The 19937-nt window shown below is 37.2% G+C and carries 17 protein-coding genes and 2 tRNA genes; 5 read left to right on the top strand and 14 right to left on the bottom strand.

Features of this window, described 5'->3' with window-relative positions; all coding sequences use genetic code 11:
* Positions 1-193 precede the first annotated feature (193 nt).
* The 3 genes from LIV57_RS20150 to LIV57_RS20140 form a co-directional block, all read right to left on the bottom strand.
* On the bottom strand, positions 194-1570 hold the full coding sequence (locus LIV57_RS20150) for a tryptophanase (RefSeq protein WP_227944030.1): 1377 nt from the start codon (positions 1568-1570) through the stop codon (positions 194-196).
* Between the two features lie 94 nt (positions 1571-1664).
* Positions 1665-2282 (bottom strand): DUF502 domain-containing protein, encoded by a 618-nt coding sequence (locus LIV57_RS20145; RefSeq protein ID WP_047377240.1) that lies wholly within the window; start codon positions 2280-2282, stop codon positions 1665-1667.
* Positions 2283-2305: 23 nt separating this feature from the next.
* Positions 2306-2884, bottom strand: a complete 579-nt coding sequence (locus LIV57_RS20140) for a tRNA-(ms[2]io[6]A)-hydroxylase (protein ID WP_227944029.1) — start codon at positions 2882-2884, stop codon at positions 2306-2308.
* Between the two features lie 201 nt (positions 2885-3085).
* Between LIV57_RS20140 and LIV57_RS20135 the strand changes: the two genes are divergently transcribed.
* The gene (locus LIV57_RS20135) at positions 3086-4255 is read left to right on the top strand and encodes a porin (protein ID WP_227944028.1); all 1170 of its coding nucleotides are present in this window, start codon (positions 3086-3088) and stop codon (positions 4253-4255) included.
* A 12-nt stretch (positions 4256-4267) separates the two neighbouring features.
* On the opposite strand, the gene LIV57_RS20130 is transcribed toward LIV57_RS20135, so the two are convergent.
* Together LIV57_RS20130 and LIV57_RS20125 are read right to left on the bottom strand one after the other, a co-directional pair.
* Entirely contained in the window at positions 4268-5365 is a 1098-nt protein-coding gene (locus tag LIV57_RS20130) for an acyltransferase family protein (protein WP_227944027.1), read from the bottom strand.
* Between the two features lie 146 nt (positions 5366-5511).
* A complete protein-coding gene (locus tag LIV57_RS20125) occupies positions 5512-6399 on the bottom strand; it encodes a metalloprotease (protein WP_227944026.1) in 888 nt (295 codons plus the stop codon).
* 184 nt (positions 6400-6583) lie between these two features.
* On the opposite strand from LIV57_RS20125, the gene rplU reads away from it, so the two are divergent.
* The 3 genes from rplU to LIV57_RS20110 all read left to right on the top strand — a co-directional run bounded on the left by rplU (position 6584) and on the right by LIV57_RS20110 (position 7773).
* On the top strand, positions 6584-7162 hold the full coding sequence (rplU, locus tag LIV57_RS20120; protein ID WP_110011737.1) for a 50S ribosomal protein L21: 579 nt from the start codon (positions 6584-6586) through the stop codon (positions 7160-7162).
* 12 nt (positions 7163-7174) lie between these two features.
* Positions 7175-7432: a 50S ribosomal protein L27 gene (gene rpmA, locus LIV57_RS20115; protein ID WP_002984034.1), complete on the top strand. Its 258-nt coding sequence runs from the start codon at positions 7175-7177 to the stop codon at positions 7430-7432.
* Between the two features lie 176 nt (positions 7433-7608).
* Positions 7609-7773 (top strand): bacteriocin-like protein, encoded by a 165-nt coding sequence (locus LIV57_RS20110; RefSeq protein WP_227944025.1) that lies wholly within the window; start codon positions 7609-7611, stop codon positions 7771-7773.
* An 88-nt stretch (positions 7774-7861) separates the two neighbouring features.
* Here LIV57_RS20110 and LIV57_RS20105 read toward each other — a convergent pair whose 3' ends face one another.
* From LIV57_RS20105 to LIV57_RS20080, 6 genes are all read right to left on the bottom strand, one after another.
* Positions 7862-10393 carry a DUF5686 family protein gene (locus LIV57_RS20105; protein WP_227944024.1) on the bottom strand — a complete coding sequence of 844 codons (2532 nt, stop codon included), beginning with the start codon at positions 10391-10393 and terminating at the stop codon, positions 7862-7864.
* A 275-nt stretch (positions 10394-10668) separates the two neighbouring features.
* A tRNA-Asn gene (locus tag LIV57_RS20100) sits at positions 10669-10742 on the bottom strand.
* A gap of 369 nt (positions 10743-11111) precedes the next feature.
* Positions 11112-14261, bottom strand: coding sequence for a S41 family peptidase (locus tag LIV57_RS20095; protein ID WP_227944023.1), 3150 nt, complete (start codon positions 14259-14261; stop codon positions 11112-11114).
* A gap of 272 nt (positions 14262-14533) precedes the next feature.
* Positions 14534-14607, bottom strand: a tRNA-Asn gene (locus tag LIV57_RS20090).
* An 80-nt stretch (positions 14608-14687) separates the two neighbouring features.
* Positions 14688-16178, bottom strand: a complete 1491-nt coding sequence (gene rseP / locus LIV57_RS20085; protein WP_227944022.1) for an RIP metalloprotease RseP — start codon at positions 16176-16178, stop codon at positions 14688-14690.
* 106 nt (positions 16179-16284) lie between these two features.
* Positions 16285-16725 carry a DUF6646 family protein gene (locus tag LIV57_RS20080; RefSeq protein WP_202840121.1) on the bottom strand — a complete coding sequence of 147 codons (441 nt, stop codon included), beginning with the start codon at positions 16723-16725 and terminating at the stop codon, positions 16285-16287.
* A gap of 220 nt (positions 16726-16945) precedes the next feature.
* Here LIV57_RS20080 and LIV57_RS20075 point away from each other — a divergent pair, with 220 nt between their 5' ends.
* Complete coding sequence (locus tag LIV57_RS20075) at positions 16946-17698, top strand: nitrilase family protein (protein WP_227944021.1); 753 nt, start codon at positions 16946-16948, stop codon at positions 17696-17698.
* A gap of 134 nt (positions 17699-17832) precedes the next feature.
* Here LIV57_RS20075 and LIV57_RS20070 read toward each other — a convergent pair whose 3' ends face one another.
* From LIV57_RS20070 to LIV57_RS20060, 3 genes are read right to left on the bottom strand one after another with little or no spacing between them, the layout of a single operon-like run.
* On the bottom strand, positions 17833-18132 hold the full coding sequence (locus tag LIV57_RS20070; protein WP_076595323.1) for a thioredoxin family protein: 300 nt from the start codon (positions 18130-18132) through the stop codon (positions 17833-17835).
* 13 nt (positions 18133-18145) lie between these two features.
* Entirely contained in the window at positions 18146-18523 is a 378-nt protein-coding gene (locus LIV57_RS20065) for a rhodanese-like domain-containing protein (protein ID WP_227944020.1), read from the bottom strand.
* Between the two features lie 4 nt (positions 18524-18527).
* On the bottom strand, positions 18528-19937 hold the full coding sequence (locus tag LIV57_RS20060; protein ID WP_227944019.1) for an MBL fold metallo-hydrolase: 1410 nt from the start codon (positions 19935-19937) through the stop codon (positions 18528-18530).

The following is a 19937-nucleotide window of genomic DNA, read 5'->3' as shown; positions in this document are numbered from 1 at the left end:
AGATATACTATATGATAAAAAAATATGATTAATTTATATTTGTTTATAAAAGATGTTTGTTTTCAATATCTTAATGGTTTTTAGTAGTTTAATCGATGGCTTGTTTGAGAACGTAATGAACAAGATTGTTTTTAGTTTCACAAGCTTTGAGTTTTAGGGCGTAAAAAAACCGGAAAAAATTCCGGTTGTATGATTAAGCTTTTTCAAGCTGAACAGTAAAGTGTCTTAAGATTTCCGGTTCCCACGTAATCTTGTATCCTTTTGCTATTTCATCACGTCTTTCATATACGTTTCTGATAGCAGCCGCAATATAATCCATGTGGTTGTTGGTGTAGGTTCTTCTTGGAATAGCCAGTCGTACCAGCTCTAACTTCGGATAACGGTTTTCTCTGGTAGCAGGATCTCTGTCTGCCAATAGTGTTCCGATTTCTACAGTTCTGATCCCTGCCTCCTTATAAATTTCCAGTCCTAATGTCTGAGCCGGATATTCTTCACGGGATACATTCGGAAGAAAGTTTAAAGAATCGATGAATACAGCATGTCCTCCGATAGGTTTTTGAACAGGAATTCCATATTCAATTAATTTATTACCCAGATATTCAACCTGAGAGATTCTGCTTTCAAGATAAGCAAACTCAGTAGCTTCATCCAGACCTACAGCTAATGCAGCCATATCTCTTCCCGCCATTCCTCCATAAGTAATAAAACCTTCGTAAATGATGGTGAAGTTGGATGCTTTTCTGAAAACTTCTTCGTTATTCAAAGCAATGAATCCTCCGATGTTTACTAAGCCGTCTTTTTTAGAACTCATTGTCATTCCGTCTCCGTAGGAAAAAATTTCCTTGCAGATATCCTTAATGCTTCTGTTTTCCTGTCCTGCTTCTCTTTTTTTGATGAAGTAAGCATTCTCCGCAAATCTCGCTGAATCAAAGAATACCGGGATTCCGTACTGGTCTGAAAGGGCTTTCACAGCTTTCATATTTTCCAGAGAAACAGGCTGTCCCCCTGAAGAGTTACACGTAATGGTAATTAAACAGAAAGGGATGTTTTCTTTAGGATGGCTTTTATAAACTTCTTCCAGTTTTTCAAGGTTGATATTTCCTTTGAAAGGATGAAGATCATTAATATCAAAAGCTTCGTCTATCGTACAATCGACAGCATGTGCCTTTCTGAATTCGATATGTCCTTTTGTTGTGTCAAAATGTGAGTTTCCCGGAACTACATCGCCTTCTTTTACCAATACTGAGAAGAGAACGTTTTCTGCAGCTCTTCCCTGGTGGGTAGGTAATAAATATTTGAATCCTGTAATTCTTTCAACAGTTTTTTGCAATTGTTCAAAAGAACGTGATCCGGCATAGCTTTCATCTCCGGTCATTAAAGCAGCCCATTGTTTATCAGACATAGCTCCCGTTCCTGAATCGGTAAGCAGGTCAATATAAACATGTGAAGATCTTAAGTTGAAAAGGTTATAATTAGCTTCTTTAAGCCATTGCTCTCTTTCTTCTCTGGTGGATTGATAGATTTCTTCCACCATTTTAATGCGGAAAGGTTCCGCGTACGGTAAATTCATGAGTTAAATTATGTTTTAAATTGTTTGTAAAGAAAATGTGCTTGAAAATAATTTTTCAAAATTCATCAATGTATAGATAAGTCGGAAAAAGGGATTATTCCGGAGCCTTAAATATATTTTCATCAGAATGGAATCCGGCTACACCGCCGCTCACAGCAAATTTCATTGCAGAAGCTGCTGTCATTCCTACTACAGGTTTGATGTTTTTTTCTTCAGTAACAATTACCCAGCCCGAGATGGCATACGAGTGGGGAAGATATACCGCAACGTAATTATGCTTGTCAACGTCCGACATTTCTTTTTGGGTTAAAAAGCCAATTCTCCAGATTTCCGGATTTTCGTTGGTTTTTACCCATACAGGATCGTTGAATTTTTTCTTGTCACCTACAAATGAAGACATGACGTCTTTCGTAGGAGTATAAATGTGTTTTACTCCCGGAGTTTTCTCCAGTAAGCTGTCCATCGTGTCGAAAAAGAATCTTCCGACTACGAATTTATTTCCTAAATACCCCAGAATAGCCGTAAACAGTATAATAGATACAAATACAAGCCCCGGAATCTGCTTGGCAAGGGAAGGAACAAGGTTGTCAATCGCACTTACAATATACCAGATCACAAAAATAGTTAGTCCGATAGGCCCAATAATAACCAACCCCTGGAAGAAATTCTTCAGGAACAGATTGGCAATATTTTCAAAGCTTGGCTTCTTCAAGGTGTATTCTTTACTATTTTATTTTAACCGTGAATCGTTTCTTTATTTCCGTAGGATTTAATAATGCTGGCTTCATATTCCAGCCATTCTTCCCAGCGCTTGTTTACTTTTTCAGGATTTCCCAGCTGTCTTGCAAACCCGATAAAAGTAGTGTAATGATTGGCTTCGGAAATCATCAGTTCTTTGTAGAAAACTTTAAGCTCTTCGTCTTTGATATTTTCGGTAAGAACTTTGAATCTCTCACAGCTTCTGGCTTCAATCATAGCAGCAAACAGCATCTTGTCTACGATGAGGTCTTCTCTACTTCCCTGTACGATAAATTTCGCCAGTTCATTCACATAATCATCTTTTCTTGCTCTTCCGAAAGTAAAGCCTCTTTTTTTGATGATCTCATGCACCTGATTGAAATGATCCAGCTCTTCCTGTGCAATGGCAAGAAGTTCCGTTACAATTTCGGGATATTCCGGAAGCATCGTGATCAGGCCTATTGCATTGGTTGCAGCTTTTTGCTCACACCAGGCATGATCCGTTAAAATTTCTCCAATGTTTCCTTCTGCAATATTTGCCCACCTTGGGTCGGTAGGTAGTTTCAACTTAAACATGTTGTAAAATTTTTGTAAATTTAAGCAAATTGGACATATTTAATGCTTCTGATGTGACAGATTTTATTTTCTATTGAATTTTGTACAATCAGAACTGTCTTTTTTGTAGCATTGCAAATATGAATTAATGATATCCTGTTATTTTACGGTAATAAAAAAACTAATGACTCAATCACAATGATTAGACAATACTATTTGCCCATGCTATTTTCATTACTTTTTACGGTGAAAGGACTACCTGTCTATGGTCAAAATGTAAAAGATTCAGTTGAAATATCTCTAAGACCCTATGCTAGTCTTCGCGGTCATATGGCAGTGTATGACCATAAAATGGAACTTCAGGAAAATGCGTCAAGAATCGGAATGGAGCTGAATATCAAAAAAGGAACATTGGGTTTTATTGCAGGCGGAGAAGTGCAGTTAAATATGTTTCGTGGAAGTACCTCATTTAATGTGGATGGAAGCCTTTCCAGTGGATTTGTTTCGATAGAATCCTCACAATCTAGACAGGTTTTCGGTAATAGGCTTGGTTATTTGGGAATTGATCTGGGGAAATATGGAATCCTTACCATTGGCAAGCAATGGGGTGTTTATCGGGACATCACTTCTTACACTGACCGGTTTAATGTTTTTGGGGCAAGAGCATCTGCTACATTTGTCGGAGGTACTGATGGTGGAGAAACCGGAACAGGGCGTGCGGATCAGGCCCTTATTTACCGTAACCGCTTTGGAAATCTGTATATCGGAGGGCAGATCCAGGCCAGAGGGGGAAATAATGATCATTTTATTGATGGATTTGGTGGCTCTGTTCAATATAAAATTACAGATGGTTTTTTTGCCGGAGTAGCTTATAACAGGGCTTTTCTGAGTGATCGTCTAATACAGAATGGCGGGGCAATAGGTATTACCGGCCAGCCCACTTATTTTTCTTTAGGAGCAAAGTACACCGGGAAAATTTTGGATTGGAGTGTTCTTTTTGTTCTGCATAAAAACGGAGATTTTTCACAGAGTTTTTATCAGAACCCTGGAATGGAGGTAGCTCAATCAATTATGGTATTCAATGCTAAAGGACTGGAGTTTTTTGGAAAATATAAACTTGATAAGTTTTCTATTCTTGCGGGATATAATTTATATGTCCCGGATATAAAAAATACAGAAATAATTCCCGGGCAGTATCATCTGGATCCGGGTTTTAAAAGGAATGATTGTATTGTTGGTGTTTCTTATCAACCCTTTAATTTTGTCCAGATTTATTCAGAACAAAGAATTTCTATGGGTAAAACATCATTGGGAGAAAGAGAAAAAAGTGTTTTTACTCTTGGACTAAAAATTGATCTCTCCAAAACTTTCATTAAAAATTTTGACCTTTAAAAGATATAATTATTATGATTTATTATTGGCTGTGTTTTTCCTGAAGTATTCTAAAAGTCTCCACCCTGTTTCATCTACTTTTTTCAATCCTGCGGAGATAATGAATGCTAAAATAATATTAATCCCATAAATAATGAGCATTAAAAGCCACCATGGCATATTTTCTTTTAGTGGAACTACCAGGAAATAAACGAGCGAAGAGCTTATTCCCTGTGCAAAATAGAAGAAAATAGCATTCTTCCCGATATAGGTAATAAAGTTTTCTTTTGTGATCTTCAGCCGGTTGTAAAGAACAAATAAGGTTACCAGAGAGAATAATGCCCAGATGATATAAGGGATTTTCGGCGGGAATTTATTTTTATTGATTTTGTAGAAAATATCTCCTCCATAGTACCAGAACATCCATATAAGAGCCATTCCTGTAAGTGCATATAGTACAGGAATTGCTTTGGTGGAGATCTTTTTTCCACGCATTTTGTGTCCTGTTAAAAAAACAGCAAGGTAGAAAGCAACATATCCCACTTGTCCTGTTGGGTAATATTCCGGGAAGATATTGAATATCAAGGTTAGAGCAATACAAAGCCCGATAAACCAATTGATATGTTTTGGGAAAAATCTTAGGATGAGTACTCCGAAAACGGTAAGTACATAATAGACTTTTAAATACCAGAAACTTCCCATTACCACCGGAAACGTGTCGGCATTGGTGTACTGATGAAGATACCAGTTTCCGAGATTTTCCCATTGCGGATATATTGAAACACTGGTTGCGGAGTATTTTGACCCAAATGTTGAATAAAAACTTTGAAGCCATTCCATGGAAAAGAAACTCAGGCCAAACACTTTAAAGAAGTAATCTAAAAAGAACAGGAAAGTCACAAAAATCATATAGGTGATCTGGAGTTTCAGAAGACGGTATAATGTTTTTTCAATATTTGCTCCCGAAGTGATTCCGCTCAAAGCATAAAAAAGAGCGACGTCAAAAACAAGCGAGAAAACTCTTACTTCAGCGGGAATATAAAATTGTCCGGACCAGAAAGCGGTATGGATAAATATGATGGAAAGTGTTGCCAGTCCTTTGGCGAAATCAATATAGAGATCTCTGTTCATTATAGGTGGGTTGGAAGTTCTTTGTAATTTTTTCAAAAATACAAACAAATTGATTGTTTAAGACATAAAAGATTTTTTAAACAAAAAAGGGGCGGAACATACTGCCCGCCTCCTTTCTTAAATATGCTAAAAATGAATGTTCTCGTTTATTGAAGATGTTTAAATTCTTCCGCAGAAATTTCTCCTGTCTGAATTTTTCTCAGCTCATCTATATATTGACTCATGTAGGCATCAATTTCAGGATTTACTGTGTTTTTGGCCATCTTATAAGTACCATTTAAAACTCCCTGATAATAATAGAAGAAGTTGTAATCGAAATTGGAAGCATTAAGATCGTACTGGCCCAAAAGGAATCCTAAACGAACTGCCGATCTTCTTTGCGCCGGTGTTCCATGATGATTTACACTGGTGGTCTGATAATCGCCAATACTTTGAGCAAATTCATAGGCTGCCGCAATTTCCGGGAAGCTGGTTTTGTTGTACCCGTTAGGCCTCCTCAGATAATATCCTGCAAAGCCATCTGCTTCAAGCTCGTTCGGTCTGTACGTTGATTCCGATACAGAAGGGAGGTTGAAGATATACTGCAGCTGATGTCCGTATTCATGAGCAAGAATCATTGCGTTTACAATATCGCCGCCTTTTGATTTTGCATCATAATAAATAGCGTACCCATAATAGATCTTTCCTGTTGAGTAGGAAATAGCATTATAGGTTGAATTGAAATTGGACGGATCATTTACAAAACGCAGGGTAGGGGTGCTTCTTCCCCACATGCTTGCAATTCTGGTCATCTGGCCGTTCATAAAATTGGTGTCTGTGGAGTTTTGAAGCCCGGTCAGTAAGACTGAATTGGTGCTCCAGTTGTTGTCTACATAGGAGCATCCTTTTTCAGTAGTTCCCGGCTGATCAACTTTTGCACTCAGTGCTTCTTGTTGAGGTTGAACATTGTTGTCCATTTGGTCATCACTACATGCTGTCAATGAAGTTACAGCAATGGCGCCTGCTAGTAAGCAGAGATTAAAGTTTCTTTTCATATATAATATCAATTTGGTAAAACGAATTTATGAAATTATCTCTTAATTGTGAATACATTAATGAGAAAAATTAATCAAAATAAAGTGAATAAGATTTTATTTAAAAAAACATTGCTTTGATTGTAAGCTATTTAGAAATTTATATGTATATTTGCACCTCGAAATAACTAAAAATTTATAAACAATGTTTGCAATTGTAGAAATAGCAGGGCTTCAATACAAAGTTGAGCAAGACCAGAAGTTGTTTGTAAACCGTTTAAAAGGAGATAAAGGAGGAAAAGTTTCTTTCGATAAAGTTCTTCTTACTGTAAACGGTGCAATCACTGTAGGCGCCCCAGCTGTAAACGGAATCACTGTAGAAGCAGAGATCCTTGACCACGTTAAAGCTGATAAAGTAATCGTTTTCAAAAAGAAAAGAAGAAAAGGTTACAAAGTGAAAAACGGTCACAGACAATCTTTAACTCAAATCGTAATCACTGGTATTACAGGTTTTGAAGGTGGTGCTAAAAAAGCTGCTGCTAAAAAAGAAACTGTGAAAGGTGAAGTTCTTTCTGACAACGCAACTGTTAACTTTGGTGAAGATCACGAGTTGAACTATCACTTAAAGAAAAACAACTTGTCTCAGTCTAAAGAGAACAGAGAAACTTTAATTACTTTAGGTAAAGCAGTTAAAGTTGAATTAGAAAAGAATGTTCTTACTCATGAAGAAGTAGATGCTGCTATCATTAAGAACATCGATCAATTTAAAGCACTTAATAAATAATCCAGTAATAAAATGGCACACAAGAAAGGAGTCGGTAGTTCCAAGAACGGTAGAGAGTCTCACTCTAAAAGATTAGGTGTGAAGATTTTCGGAGGACAAGAAGCTATTGCCGGAAATATTATTGTTAGACAAAGAGGTACTCAGCACCACCCAGGTGATAACGTGGGAATCGGTAAAGATCACACTTTGTTTGCATTAGTAGATGGTAAAGTAGTTTTCAGAAAGAAAGCAAACAACAGATCTTTCGTATCTGTAGAACCAAATGCGTAATTTAAGCGTTTTATAAAAATTAAAACCTCAGTTTTTACTGAGGTTTTTTTATGTACTGGTTTTTATAAAATTCTTTTTTTGGTGAAATATGTTTATATTTGATAACTGACATGCTTTAAAATAGTTGCGGAAGCCGAAAAGCAAATAGAGTAGGCAGTAAATAAAACTAAACAATCATGAAAAATTTAAGAAAACTAACCAAAGCCAGTCTGAGAAGTATTAACGGCGGAGAAGTGTGGTGTCCGGCAAAACCAATTACATCATGTAGTGTATGGTGCGGATTGACAAAGGAGCAGCAAATGCGTTGCCTGCTTGATGTAGAAGGTTGCGAGTGCTTTTAATCATCAAGGCAGTCCTTATTATATAAGCTTTAAAAAAAATTCGGCGGCTTCTTTGAAGCCGCCGAATCTGTTTTATATAATATTCTGTTTAAAATCCTACCTGGAATCCTGCTTTAACGCCAAACTTTGAGATATCCGGTCTGTCCAGATAATTTCCTCTCCAGTTGAAATCTACTCTGAAGATTCTCAGGTTTCCGATTCCTATATTTTCAATTCCGAATCCGTATTCATAATAGATATGTTCGCTTGGTGCAGAATATTTAAAACCTTCTACATTGATCGCTTTGGAGGCATCGCTTAATGTACCGTAGGCTCCTCTGATAAATGCAACTTCTCTCAATTTCAGCTTTTTAATCAATGGAATATAAGAAAGTATTTTACCGTTAAAATGATGCTCAAGCTGAAGTGTAGTATAGGCATCCGTCACAAATTCATAATAATTAAGCTGGGAGAAAGTATTTGGTACCAGACCATATGAAAGGTTGGCAGGAATAATATTCTGTAATGCCAATGGAACTGTACTGAAGTTCTTTCCAGCTTCAAAATTAACCACTAGTTTTCCCATACTTCCAATCAAAAACGGCTTGTATAGCATGAATTGAAGCTTGTCATAATTGAAGTCAGCATTGAATAGCCCTTCAATACCTCGCGTGTATCTTAAAACGATGGTTGGTGCTAGGTTTCTTGCCTGATAACGGTCAATACCGGTTTGTGAGAATTTTGCACCAGGTTTGGCAATTAAACTGATGGTAACGTGTGAGTCATTAACTGTCTGTCTCAACTGTCCGTCTTTATAATACATCAGATTGAATTTTTCAGGGATAGCAGATTTAATACTCTGCATCACTCCATCTATTCTTATCTGAAAGTTTTTCCATGGCTCGATAGCTGCAAAAACACTTGTTTTATTTACAGAACTTAAGGAAATGTTTTCTCCTCTTGCAAAAAAGGTACTGGTAGATGAGGATTGCGGAGTAACTCCATCACCTGATGTAAGCTGTCCTCCAAGCTGAACAATATCTCTGCTGGTTCCGGCTCCAATCATAAAGCGGTTAAGCTTATTGAACATATATCTTGCTTCTACACCATATTTAAACTGTTGATCCTTGAAACCATAAGCTGTATAAAACTGCGCTCTCCAGGTATCATTCAATCCGAAATAGGTTCTTGCTCCTAATCTTATTCTGTCTCCTTCTACTTCATTTCTTCCGTAAATTGAGAAAATAGGACCAATATCTATTCCTTTGAAGGCATTATAATAACGTGAGCCAAGCGTTTCAAACAGTTTTACCATCCGGTTGAATTTCGGGGTCTGCTGAAGCTGATCAAGCATGTTATAAACGCCCTGTTCTGCTTTGGATAAGGTGTCAGGTCTGACTTTTGTCCAGTAAGCATCATCTTTATTGGTAAATTTATCTTCGTATTCTTCTTCGGTACGTTTGAATACTTTCGGATCAAGAGGTGTATTGAACTGATAATCGGAATAATCTACCGATCTTTTGGCGATGATACTTTTCGCGCCTTTCTTCTTTGAGAAAGGGCTCATTTCAAATTCTGTCACCAGTTTTTTGGGAAGAAACGTAGCATCATCAGGATTGTCATATTCTACCTGAGTATACACACTGTTGACAAAGTTGACGTTAATCTTCTGTGTTGATTTTAATGTTGCTCCTAAAACGGCATAAGTATCTGTATCAATGTAAAGGTTTCCCTGGAATGCAAGGACATCTTTTCTCTTCGGCTGGTATCTTATCTGGAAGGCTTTTTCCCCACGAATCGTAATGGTGTCCATAAGACTATAGTCGTACGTATTGAAGCCATCAGTACCAACAGGACTCTGGAATCCGATATCGAAATAATTCAGGGTATTGTCGTAGATATTGATATCACGGTATAAGTTTTTTGCAGAAACCGTTATAACCTGATTGTCCTGGAAGCCTGAGGTTTTTTGAGCAACCAGTGTTCTTTTGCTGTCTTTGTCCGGTCTGTTTTTACCATAATTTTCATAAACGGCTTCATTCAGGAAGATAGGCAGACCAAGTCTTCCGCTCGCAGTAGAATCTGCATAACTGAAGATGAAATCAAGTTTATTGAAAATCTTTTTCTTCATGAACGCACTGTCAAGATTGTTCAGATCAAACTGTGTTTTTTCGTATTCTTTATATGAATAAGTATCGAATTTTTCCAGTCCGTTATTTCTTTTTTGCGCCCACACTTTCTGCATAATTGCATAAGCCGGATTTTCTTTCTTGTTTTTGTATTTTGTTTTACCGCTTTGAAGAACAATCTCCTGAATATCGCTTACTTTAGCCTGTGATAGCTGTACGAAAATATTGTCAGCATTTTCAGGGGTGATTTCAAGGGTTTCTGTGGTATAATTTTTTCTGGAAAATCTTAACTGATGGATGATGCTGTCTGACTGAACAATGAAACTGCCCGAAGTTGTCGTTAAGGCAGGTGTTTTATCATTGTTGATAAAAATATCAACGTTATTCAGTTCTTTATTGTTCTTTTCGTCAACCACCTTACCGCTGACCTTGTTTTGAGCACATACGGAACCGGCGAGAATCAGGAAAAAAAATAAAAGATAGTGTTTTTGGGAGTTATTGTTTAACATCATTTGTTTCTTCAGGCATTTAGCATAAACAAAAAGCATGCAGTTTAATTAAAAAACAGGTAAAAAAATAAAATATTTTTATTCTATCCTATAAAACGACAAAAGTAGCGAAAATAATATATGTATTGATTAAAAATTAATCGGGAATTTTTTATGCTTAAAATATAATAATCAGGGGATTAAAAGAAAGATAGCGTTCCTGCTTTTTAGAAATATTTTGCAGCCCTTATGAAGAATTTATATCATAAAAAAGACCTACATTTCTGTAAGTCTTTTTGCTCCTCCTGCTGGGCTCGAACCAGCGACCCTCTGATTAACAGTCAGATGCTCTAACCAACTGAGCTAAGGAGGAATTTTCTTTGTTTTAAGTGGTGCAAATATAATAGGAATATCCGTACCAAGCAAGTTTTTATTCTTGAATATTGAACGAAAAAAGCTATTGGTTTATTTTTCAATAAATTAAATTTTAAATATTTTTTGTGATGGGCAGAGATTATTAGAGATGTCTTAAATTTCAGTCTGTAGCTTTGGAATTTTTACCCGCTTTGTTTGTAAAAAATGTGTTAAGATAGCTCTCATCTGCAATTCCAGGTTTATCCGCGAGCTTGAAAAAATTTGCAGTGATAAAAAAGTTGTCATTCTAGAATCAAATACTGGAATAAGATCAAATAAAAAGACCTACAGAAATGTAAGTCTTTTTATCTTTTATAGCTCTGAAATTTTACTTCTTTAAGTCTTTTAGTATTTCCTGAACAGCTCTTTCCAGCTGAGGATCGTTATTCTGAAGACGGTCCATAAAAGTATTTTTAACATAAATGTCTGGTTTTACCCCTGTTTTTTCAAGATTTTGTCCGTCCAATGTGTAGGTTCCCCATGCAGGAAGTCTGTAAGAAGATCCGTCTACCAATCCTTTGGCTGAAGTGAAAATAATCCATCTGTAAGTATCCTGACCGATGATTTTCCCCAGTTTCAGTGCTTTAAACCCGGCTGCAGTCATTTCGGCATCACTCAATGAAGCTTCATTAATCAAAAGGACGATAGGTTTTCCGGAAGGAGCAAAGTTGGGTTGGGTTGTTATTTTTCCTTCACGATATTTCCATTGTAAATAAGGTCTTTGAGAAAGGAAATTCAATACTTTATCATGCACATTTCCACCGGTATTGTAACGTAAGTCAAGAATAACAGCATCTTTTCTGTTTTCCTGTTCTACCATGTCCAGAAGAAAACGATCCAGCTCATCAGTAGACATATTTTTCATGCAGGAGTAGGCAATACGGTTGTTGCTAAGCTTATCTACACGCTGATGATTATTGTAGATCCAATCGTCGTAAAGCAATCCTTTTAATTCTCCATTAGAAATCGGATGTACTTTGGTAGTTACCGTTTTACCATCACGATTAAAGGTAAGAACCAGCTCATCCTGTTTTTTAGGGCTTGTGAAATACGTTTCGATATTTTCGTTAAGATCAATCTTTTTCCCGTTTACAGAAGTCAGTTGATCTCCAGGTTTGATGTCAACACCGGAACGGTATGCAGGGGATTTTCTCAGAATGCTTTCTACCGTGTAGGGCTGGTCTTTTTTGAAGATAATTCCTGTTTCGTTCGTAAAATAGTTCAGGAACATGGTTTCTTCCTTTCCTGTAGAAGAAAATCCGGTGTGTGAAGAATTAAGCTCTCCTAAAAGATCATTCAATAATATTCTGAGATCATTCCTGTTATGTACATACGGAAGATACTTGGCATATTGCTCCTTTTTAGCTTTCCAGTCGATACCATGGAATTTTTCATCGTAGAAGTTTTCCTCCACACCTGTCCATGCTTCAGCGTACATCTGGGTAAATTCTGATGCCAGATCTTTATCAAAACTGTATTGGATGTTTATCTTTTCAGGCTTTAATGCCGCTACAGTTGTTTTGTAAATATTACCTTCTATCAGGGCAAACAGGTTTTTATCATTTTTGGTTAGATAATAAGCCGCTTTATCGAAAACTTTTTCAGATTTGGCAGGCTCAAAATCTGTGAATACCTTTTTGAACAGCTGTCTTTTTCCATTGTCCTGATTAGAATTGAAAAGAAGAATTTCTTTTTTATCATCAGCGAAAACAGCTGGATCATCCTGGTATCCATATCGGTCGGTAACCAGTTCAATTCTGTCCAGGGTATCATCAGGATTAACCTTTAGTTCTTTGATTACCGGCTCTTTTTCTTCCTTTTTATCCTTCTTGTCTTTTTCTTTATCTGAAGATTTTTCTTCCTTCTTTTCTTCAGTGAAGAGATTGTCGAATTTTTCAGACTTAAAAGGCTCGTCAAACCAATCTAAAGCCATACGGTAAATGTTGGATTTCTGCATGCCTAAAGGATAAGACGGATTGGTCCTGTCGCTGGCGAAATAAATATATTTTCCGTTCGGAGACCACACGGGATCTTCTTCAGAAACGCCTGTATTGGTAAGGTTTAAAGTCTGTCCTTTTTTGATGTTATAGATGAAAATATCGAGCTCGAAGTTTCTTTTTGCCGAGAATAACACATATTCGTTATTAGGGGAGAAAGAAGGTCTTGAGTTTTGGAATGCCCAGATCTCATCTTTTACAATAGTTGTAGATGTAAAACTTTTTAAATCCAATAATCGTACTTCATCTCTTCCGCTTAAATACACTGCTTTTGAAAGGTCGCTATTCAGCGTAATGCTGCGGTTATTCCTTGAATCTTCTGTTAATTGCTTTGGCTGGCCTTTTCCGTCTGCCGGAATAGTGAACCAGTTCTGGTATCCGTTGTAAGTCTGGTTGTAAAGAAGAGTACGGTTATCTTTCAGCCATTTCACTTCCATGGCGCGTTCTTTTCCATCAGAGACCTGCTGGGCAAATTTTCCTTCAATATCAGAAACGAATATGATTCCACGGCTTATGAATGCCATTTTTTTACCGTCCGGAGATACGTCATAATAGGAAATATTATTTTCCACATTGAAATTCTGAGCCTTTTCCAGGGTTTTGTTGGTATTCAGGCTGATGTTGAGAGGAGTTGTGTTTTTTGAGGCTACATCATAAGTATAAAGCTGGTAATCCTTTTCAAAAATAACTTTGGAGCCATCTGCTGAAACAAACGGTTTTTTAATGGAAGTTTCAAATTTTGTTAAGGCAGTCTTTTTACCATTTTCGATTTTATAAAGATTGTATTCTCCATTATTCTCATCAGAAATAAAATAGATAATACCATTTTTATCTACACTTGGGTTAAAATCTTTCCCTTCATAGTTGGTGTACTGTTTGAAAGAATTGTTTTTGGGGTTGTACCCAAGGATATCAGGATTATTTTCTCCTTTATAACGCTTACGCTGTACCTGATGGGCACTTTCTGAAGAACTTGTGAAAAGATATTCTCCTGAAGGAGTTTCGACAAGACCATTGGTGTTGTTAAAATAATTGTTGAAAAGCTTTTGTGGGGTTTTTCCCTCAATTGTAGTTTTAAAGCTGCCGAAATTATTATTTCTGTTGGAAGTAAAATAAATCGTTTTGCTGTCCCACGCCCAGCTTTCCATTTCATCCCTCCCGGTATGGAAGGTTAACTGCTTGATAGTTCCTCCGCCTGCGGGCATTACATACACATCATAATTTCCATATTGATTAGAACTGAAAGCAAGCCATTTTCCATCCGGAGAAAGGCGGGGATTGATCTCTTCTCCATCCAGAGCGGTAATTCTTGAAGCATTTCCTCCATTGGAGTCTGCTTTCCAGATATCGCCGTCATATGCAAAGTAAGCTGTTTTTCCATCCGGACTTAATGAGGGACCTGATAAAAAATAAGACTTTTCCTGTGCCGAAATCCCTGCAATAGAAAATGCTGTTAATAACGAAATAATTGTTTTCTTCATGGTAGAAAGGGGTATTTATGCAATACGATATATTGATTTTATTATTCTTTGTTTTTGCAGAGAAATATTCATCTGAAGAAAATTTTCTCAGTTTGAATAACTCTTCCAATAATAGTCGAATTATTACGGAAATAGTTACATGAAACACCTGGAAAACTGAATAATATTCGTTGAAACAGAAAGTAAGTTGCACATGGTTATTGTATAGTGCAGTTGTACAATTCGTCAGATTAAGGCACAAAAAAAGACCTACATTTCTGTAAGTCTTTTTGCTCCTCCTGCTGGGCTCGAACCAGCGACCCTCTGATTAACAGTCAGATGCTCTAACCAACTGAGCTAAGGAGGAATGTCCTTTGTTTTAAGTGGTGCAAATATAGGACGAATATTTATACCCTACAAATATTTTTAAGAAAAATTTTAAAAAAATTATAATTTACCCATAAATACTTTGAAGATGTCGCTTCCAAAGATCAGTAACATCAATCCTAACAGGAAGATAACTCCGATCATCTGTGCGTTTTCCAAAACTTTCTGAGGAACCGGTTTTCCTACAATAATTTCATATAAAGTAAATAAAACGTGCCCACCATCAAGTCCCGGAATAGGAATAAGGTTCAGGAATGCCAACCATACAGAGAACATCGCTGTAAAGCTCCAGAAAGCAACCCAGTTGATTTTAACGCTTCCATCCGCATCCTTATCTACAGGCATATTCTTTACAATAGCAATAGGCCCTCCAACGTTTTTATACCCCTGAACTTTAGAATTGAACATGATTTTGAACTGCTTTACCTGAGTAGTCAATGCTTCGATAGTTCTTGTAAATCCTCTTGGAATAGCTTCTCCGAAAGAATACTTTTTATTCGTTACAATATCTTTTGCTATGCTTTTGGTATCAATGGCGATACCCAGTTTTCCGTTTTTGTCCACAGAAACTGCCGGTATTGTCTGTACAGCTCCGTTTCTTTCAACATCAACAGAAACTGTTTTTCCTTTATTTTCACTTAAAAGAGTGCTTACTTCATCAAAGAATGCCGCTTTCTTTCCGTTGATTCCTACAATTTTATCACCTTTTGCCAGTCCGGATGACTGTGAAGAAGGAGTTGCCAATGAATCAATAACCATAGATACCCTTGGAGAGATGTATAGTTTTGCTTCTTTCTGCTTAAGAACATCTGCAACACCGTCTGCATTGACCGGGAAAGTAACTTCCTGTCCGTTTCTGTTTACAGTAACATTATCTCCCAAAAGAATATTGATGGAAGTATTTTCAAGTCTTTCTGCCGGTTTTCCGTCTACACTAATGATTTTGTCACCATTCTGGAAACCCATTTTCTTTCCTGCAGAAGTAGCTTCAATCCCATTTTTAAATTTTGTGATATCCGTATAAGTTTCTCCGTTGAAGAACGATAAACAGCTGTAGATTAACCACGCAAGAAAAAAGTTAACGGTAACACCTCCCAGCATAATGATAAGTCTCTGCCAGGCCGGTTTTGATCTGAACTCCCAAGGTTCTGCCGGCTTTTTCATCTGGGCAGTATCCATACTTTCGTCCACCATTCCTGCAATCTTCACATATCCTCCAAAAGGAAGCCATCCGATTCCGTATTTTGTTTGTTCAGGGTGTTTTCTCCAGTCGTTGTCCGGAAGTTTTGATATATCGATAGGAACTTCTTCCTTCTTTCCATTCACTTCTATTACTTCAGAATCCGGTAAGTTTTTTGATAAAAATTTATACTGCCATTTTCCGTTGATTTTCTTCATGGAGAATATGGAGAAGTAAGGATCAAAAAACAGGAAAAACTTCTCTGCTCTGGTCTTGAACCATATTGCCGGTAAAAAATGCCCAAGCTCATGAAGAAGCACAAGTATAGAGATGCTCAGAATGAACTGAAAAAGTTTGATTGCTATTTCCATTAATAAATTTTAGATTTTAATTTGCAAAGGTAACAATTATCAAAACTATGCCAAATAAAAAAGCTCCCCGAAACGAGAAGCTTTGTCATATTTAAAGACGATTTGATTATAAATTGAAAGAAACACCAAGACTGCCATTGTTACCTACCTCTGCGAAAACCCCAATTTTCTCTGTGAAGAAATAACGGGCTCCGATGTGAGCGCCTACTCCAAAGTCTCTTCCAAGCACTCCAAGGTCTACGCCAGGGTAAATATCCCATTTTGAAGGAAGATTCAGGGCTTCCTGCAAATGAAAGTTCAGTCTTCCGAAAACAAAAACACGATTATCCTTATCGTTGTCTTTGTAATTGTCAAAATACCCATTGATCCCGGCACCCACTGAAATAAGTTTGTTGAGTCCATAGTCGTAAGTTCCCGTAATTCCGGTTCCATATCCCCAGGCGCTCAGCCCCAGTTGTATTTTCTGATCTCCCTTTCCTGTCCAGGCCTGAGCATTAGCCATAGCACCAAAAAAGAAGATCGCCACCATAAAAAACAATTTCTTCATAAATTTTTAATTTTAAGGATAATAATAAAAAATATTTCTATCAAAAATGAAACCGAAAGAACGGTAATAGTATAAAAATGGTTGACTTTAATACATTATTAAGAAATAGTGCCCGATTTTTGTGTGGAAAACTACTTTTTCAACCATTTAATTCTCCTTTTGTAAAGATAAAATCTGTATTTTTATACTTCATATTTGAAATAATTTAAAAGAATAAAAGATGAAAGTTGCAGGGCTAAATTTAGATATCATCTGGAAAAATAAAACTGAGAATTTTGCACGGATAGAAAGTGAACTGCTGAATGTGGAGGCAGATCTGTTTCTTCTTCCTGAAATGTTTTCAACAGGTTTCTGTATGGATGCTTCCGAAGTATCAGACAGGAATAATGAATCGCTGGAATTTTTGAAAAAGATCTCAAAAGAGAAAAATGCAGCATTCTGCGGAAGTGCTCCGGTAGAACAAAATGGAAACTTCTACAACAGGATGTATTTTGTGAAGCCGGATGGCGAAATCTCTTTTTATGATAAGAGGCATTTGTTCTCTTTTTCCGGAGAAGATAAGGTCTACACACCGGGAAAAGAAAGAGTAATTGTTGAATACAAAGGAATACGTTTCCTGCTTCAGGTATGTTATGATCTTCGTTTTCCTGTTTTTGCCCGAAATAATGATGATTATGATGCCATTTTATATGTTGCCAACTGGCCCGAGAAGAGAGTAGGAGCCTGGGAGCATCTGTTGAAAGCCAGAGCTATTGAAAATTTATCTTTCGTATTTGGTCTCAACAGAATAGGAACTGATGGAAATGATCTGTTGTATCAGGAAAGTTCTCACTGCTTCTTTGGTGACGGAAAAGAAATTTCTCAGAAACAGGGAAATCTCGTATCTGCAGAACTGTATCTGGAGGAATTGAAGGACTTTAGAAAACATTTCCAGTTTTTGAATGACCGCGATTCTTTTTCTATTGAATTTTAGGATTTCCCACAGGTCTCGCATATCTTCACAGGTTTTTAATTTCTATTTAAAGAAAAACAAGCGTAATTATCTGTGGAAATCCGTGCGATCTGCGGGAATTATAAAAAAGCAAAAAACTGTGAAAAATCACAGTTTTAAGCGTATTGTTGTAAAAGTTGGGTGAGGGTATTCACATCATGAACACCACTTTCTTTCCATAGCATTTCTCCTTTTTTGAAAATGGCCAGTGTAGGAACCCCGCGCACACCGTATTGAGCGGCCAATGCGGGATATTGATCTACATCTACCTTTATAATTCTGGCCCCTTCGCCAATGTTTTCCTTTACCGTATTTAATACCGAAGATTGTACTTTACAAGGCTGGCACCATGTTGCGAAAAAATCTATCAGAACAGGTCTTTCGGAATCTATAATTTCCTGAAATTTTTGTGACATAGTTTTGGTTTTATTAGTTTGCTTTTTTGTTTGTTTCGTCCTGAATCGCTTTTATATTTTTCCAGGTTGTACCATCATAAGCCTCCACACCATTTTTCTTCAGAATTTCCATTGCCTGATCTGCCTGAATTCCTTTATTGCAAAAAACAACAACTTTTTTTCCTTTTAAAGTTTCTATGTTGTTTTGAATCTCTGCCAAAGGAATATTGATTGCATTTTTTGCTGTTCCTGCAGCATACTGCTCCGGAATCCTGACATCTACCAGTGTTACCTCAGGACTGTTGACTACTTCTTTAATGCTGGCAGTAGGAATTGCTGTTGTAGGTGATGTCTTACAGCTACTTAGCATAAAAGCTAACACTAAAATTAATCCGGAAAACTGAATTTTCATGATCTTACAGGGTCTTAGATTGGCATACGAAATCGGTAGTTGGCAGTCTTTCCGTTTTTTTGATCCCGTTAAAACCACCTTCTATTTCAGTAAAATTCCTGATTCCGTGTGAGTTAAGAATGCTTGCGGCAATCATGCTTCTGTACCCACCTGCGCAGTGCAGGAAGAAATGTTCAGAATCATCAATGGTACGAGCCCAGTCACTGATAGTGTCTAGTGGCTTGTTATAAGCATTGTCAATGTGTTCTGCGGAATACTCCGTAAGTTTTCTTACATCAATTACTGTAGCGTCTGCTGTAAATTGTTCTGCAAATTCAGCCGGAGTAATTCTTTTGATTTCATCCGTTTCCTTACCTGCATTTTTCCATGCTTCAAAACTGCCTTTCAGGTATCCTATCACATTATCAAAACCTACTCTGCTTAGTCTGGTGATCACTTCCTCTTCAGTATCTTCATCAGTAACTAATAATAAAGGGTGTTTTACATCTACAATAAGCGTTCCTACCCATGGGGCGAAATCTCCTTTCAGTCCTATGTTGATAGAGTTGGGAACAAATCCTTTATGGAAGTCCGCAGCTCCTCTTGTGTCTAAAATTAATGCTCCAGTTTCTTCCGCCAAAGCTTCAAAGTCCTCCGCTTCAACAGGATGTAGTCCCTTGTTCATTACAACATCAAGGCTTTCATAACCACCTTTGTTTAGGGCTACATTCATTCCGAAGTATTTCGGTGGAGCTGTTAACCCATCCAGAACTTCTCTGATGAAAGATTCTTTGTCCGGTTGGTTAAGAGCATAATTGGTTTTTTTCTGGTTCCCCAGAATATCAACGGTTTCCTTCTGCATATTCTTTCCACAGGCAGAACCAGCGCCGTGAGCCGGATAAACTGTTATGCTGTCATCCAATGGCATGATTTTGCTTTGAAGACTGTCATATAGAATTCCCGCAAGATCCTCCTGGGTAAGATTAGTTGCCTTTTGGGCAAGATCCGGTCTTCCTACATCTCCCAGAAACAATGTATCACCTGTGAAAATTGCGGTTTCAACACCATTTTCGTCTATTAAAAGGTAAGTACTGCTTTCCATGGTGTGTCCCGGTGTGTGAAGTACCTTTATCTTAACTTTTCCGATCTCAAAAATCTGATTATCTTCAGCAATAATGGCATCAAATTCCGGAACAGCAGTAGGTCCGTATACAATCGGAGCACCTGTCTTCTTGCTTAAGTCCAAATGTCCGGATACGAAATCAGCATGGAAATGAGTTTCAAAAATATATTTTAAAGTGACATTATCTTTTTCCAGACGATCCAGATAAGGTTTTACTTCTCTTAAAGGATCAATAATGACAGCTTCATTCTCTGATACAATATAATAGGCACCCTGAGCCAGACAGCCCGTATATATTTGTTCAATTTTCAT

This window comes from Chryseobacterium sp. X308 (genome assembly GCF_020733145.1).
Lineage (GTDB): Bacteria > Bacteroidota > Bacteroidia > Flavobacteriales > Weeksellaceae > Chryseobacterium > Chryseobacterium cupriresistens.
Note: the sequence above shows the minus strand (reverse complement) of the source record. Positions and strands in the feature narration are given on the sequence as shown.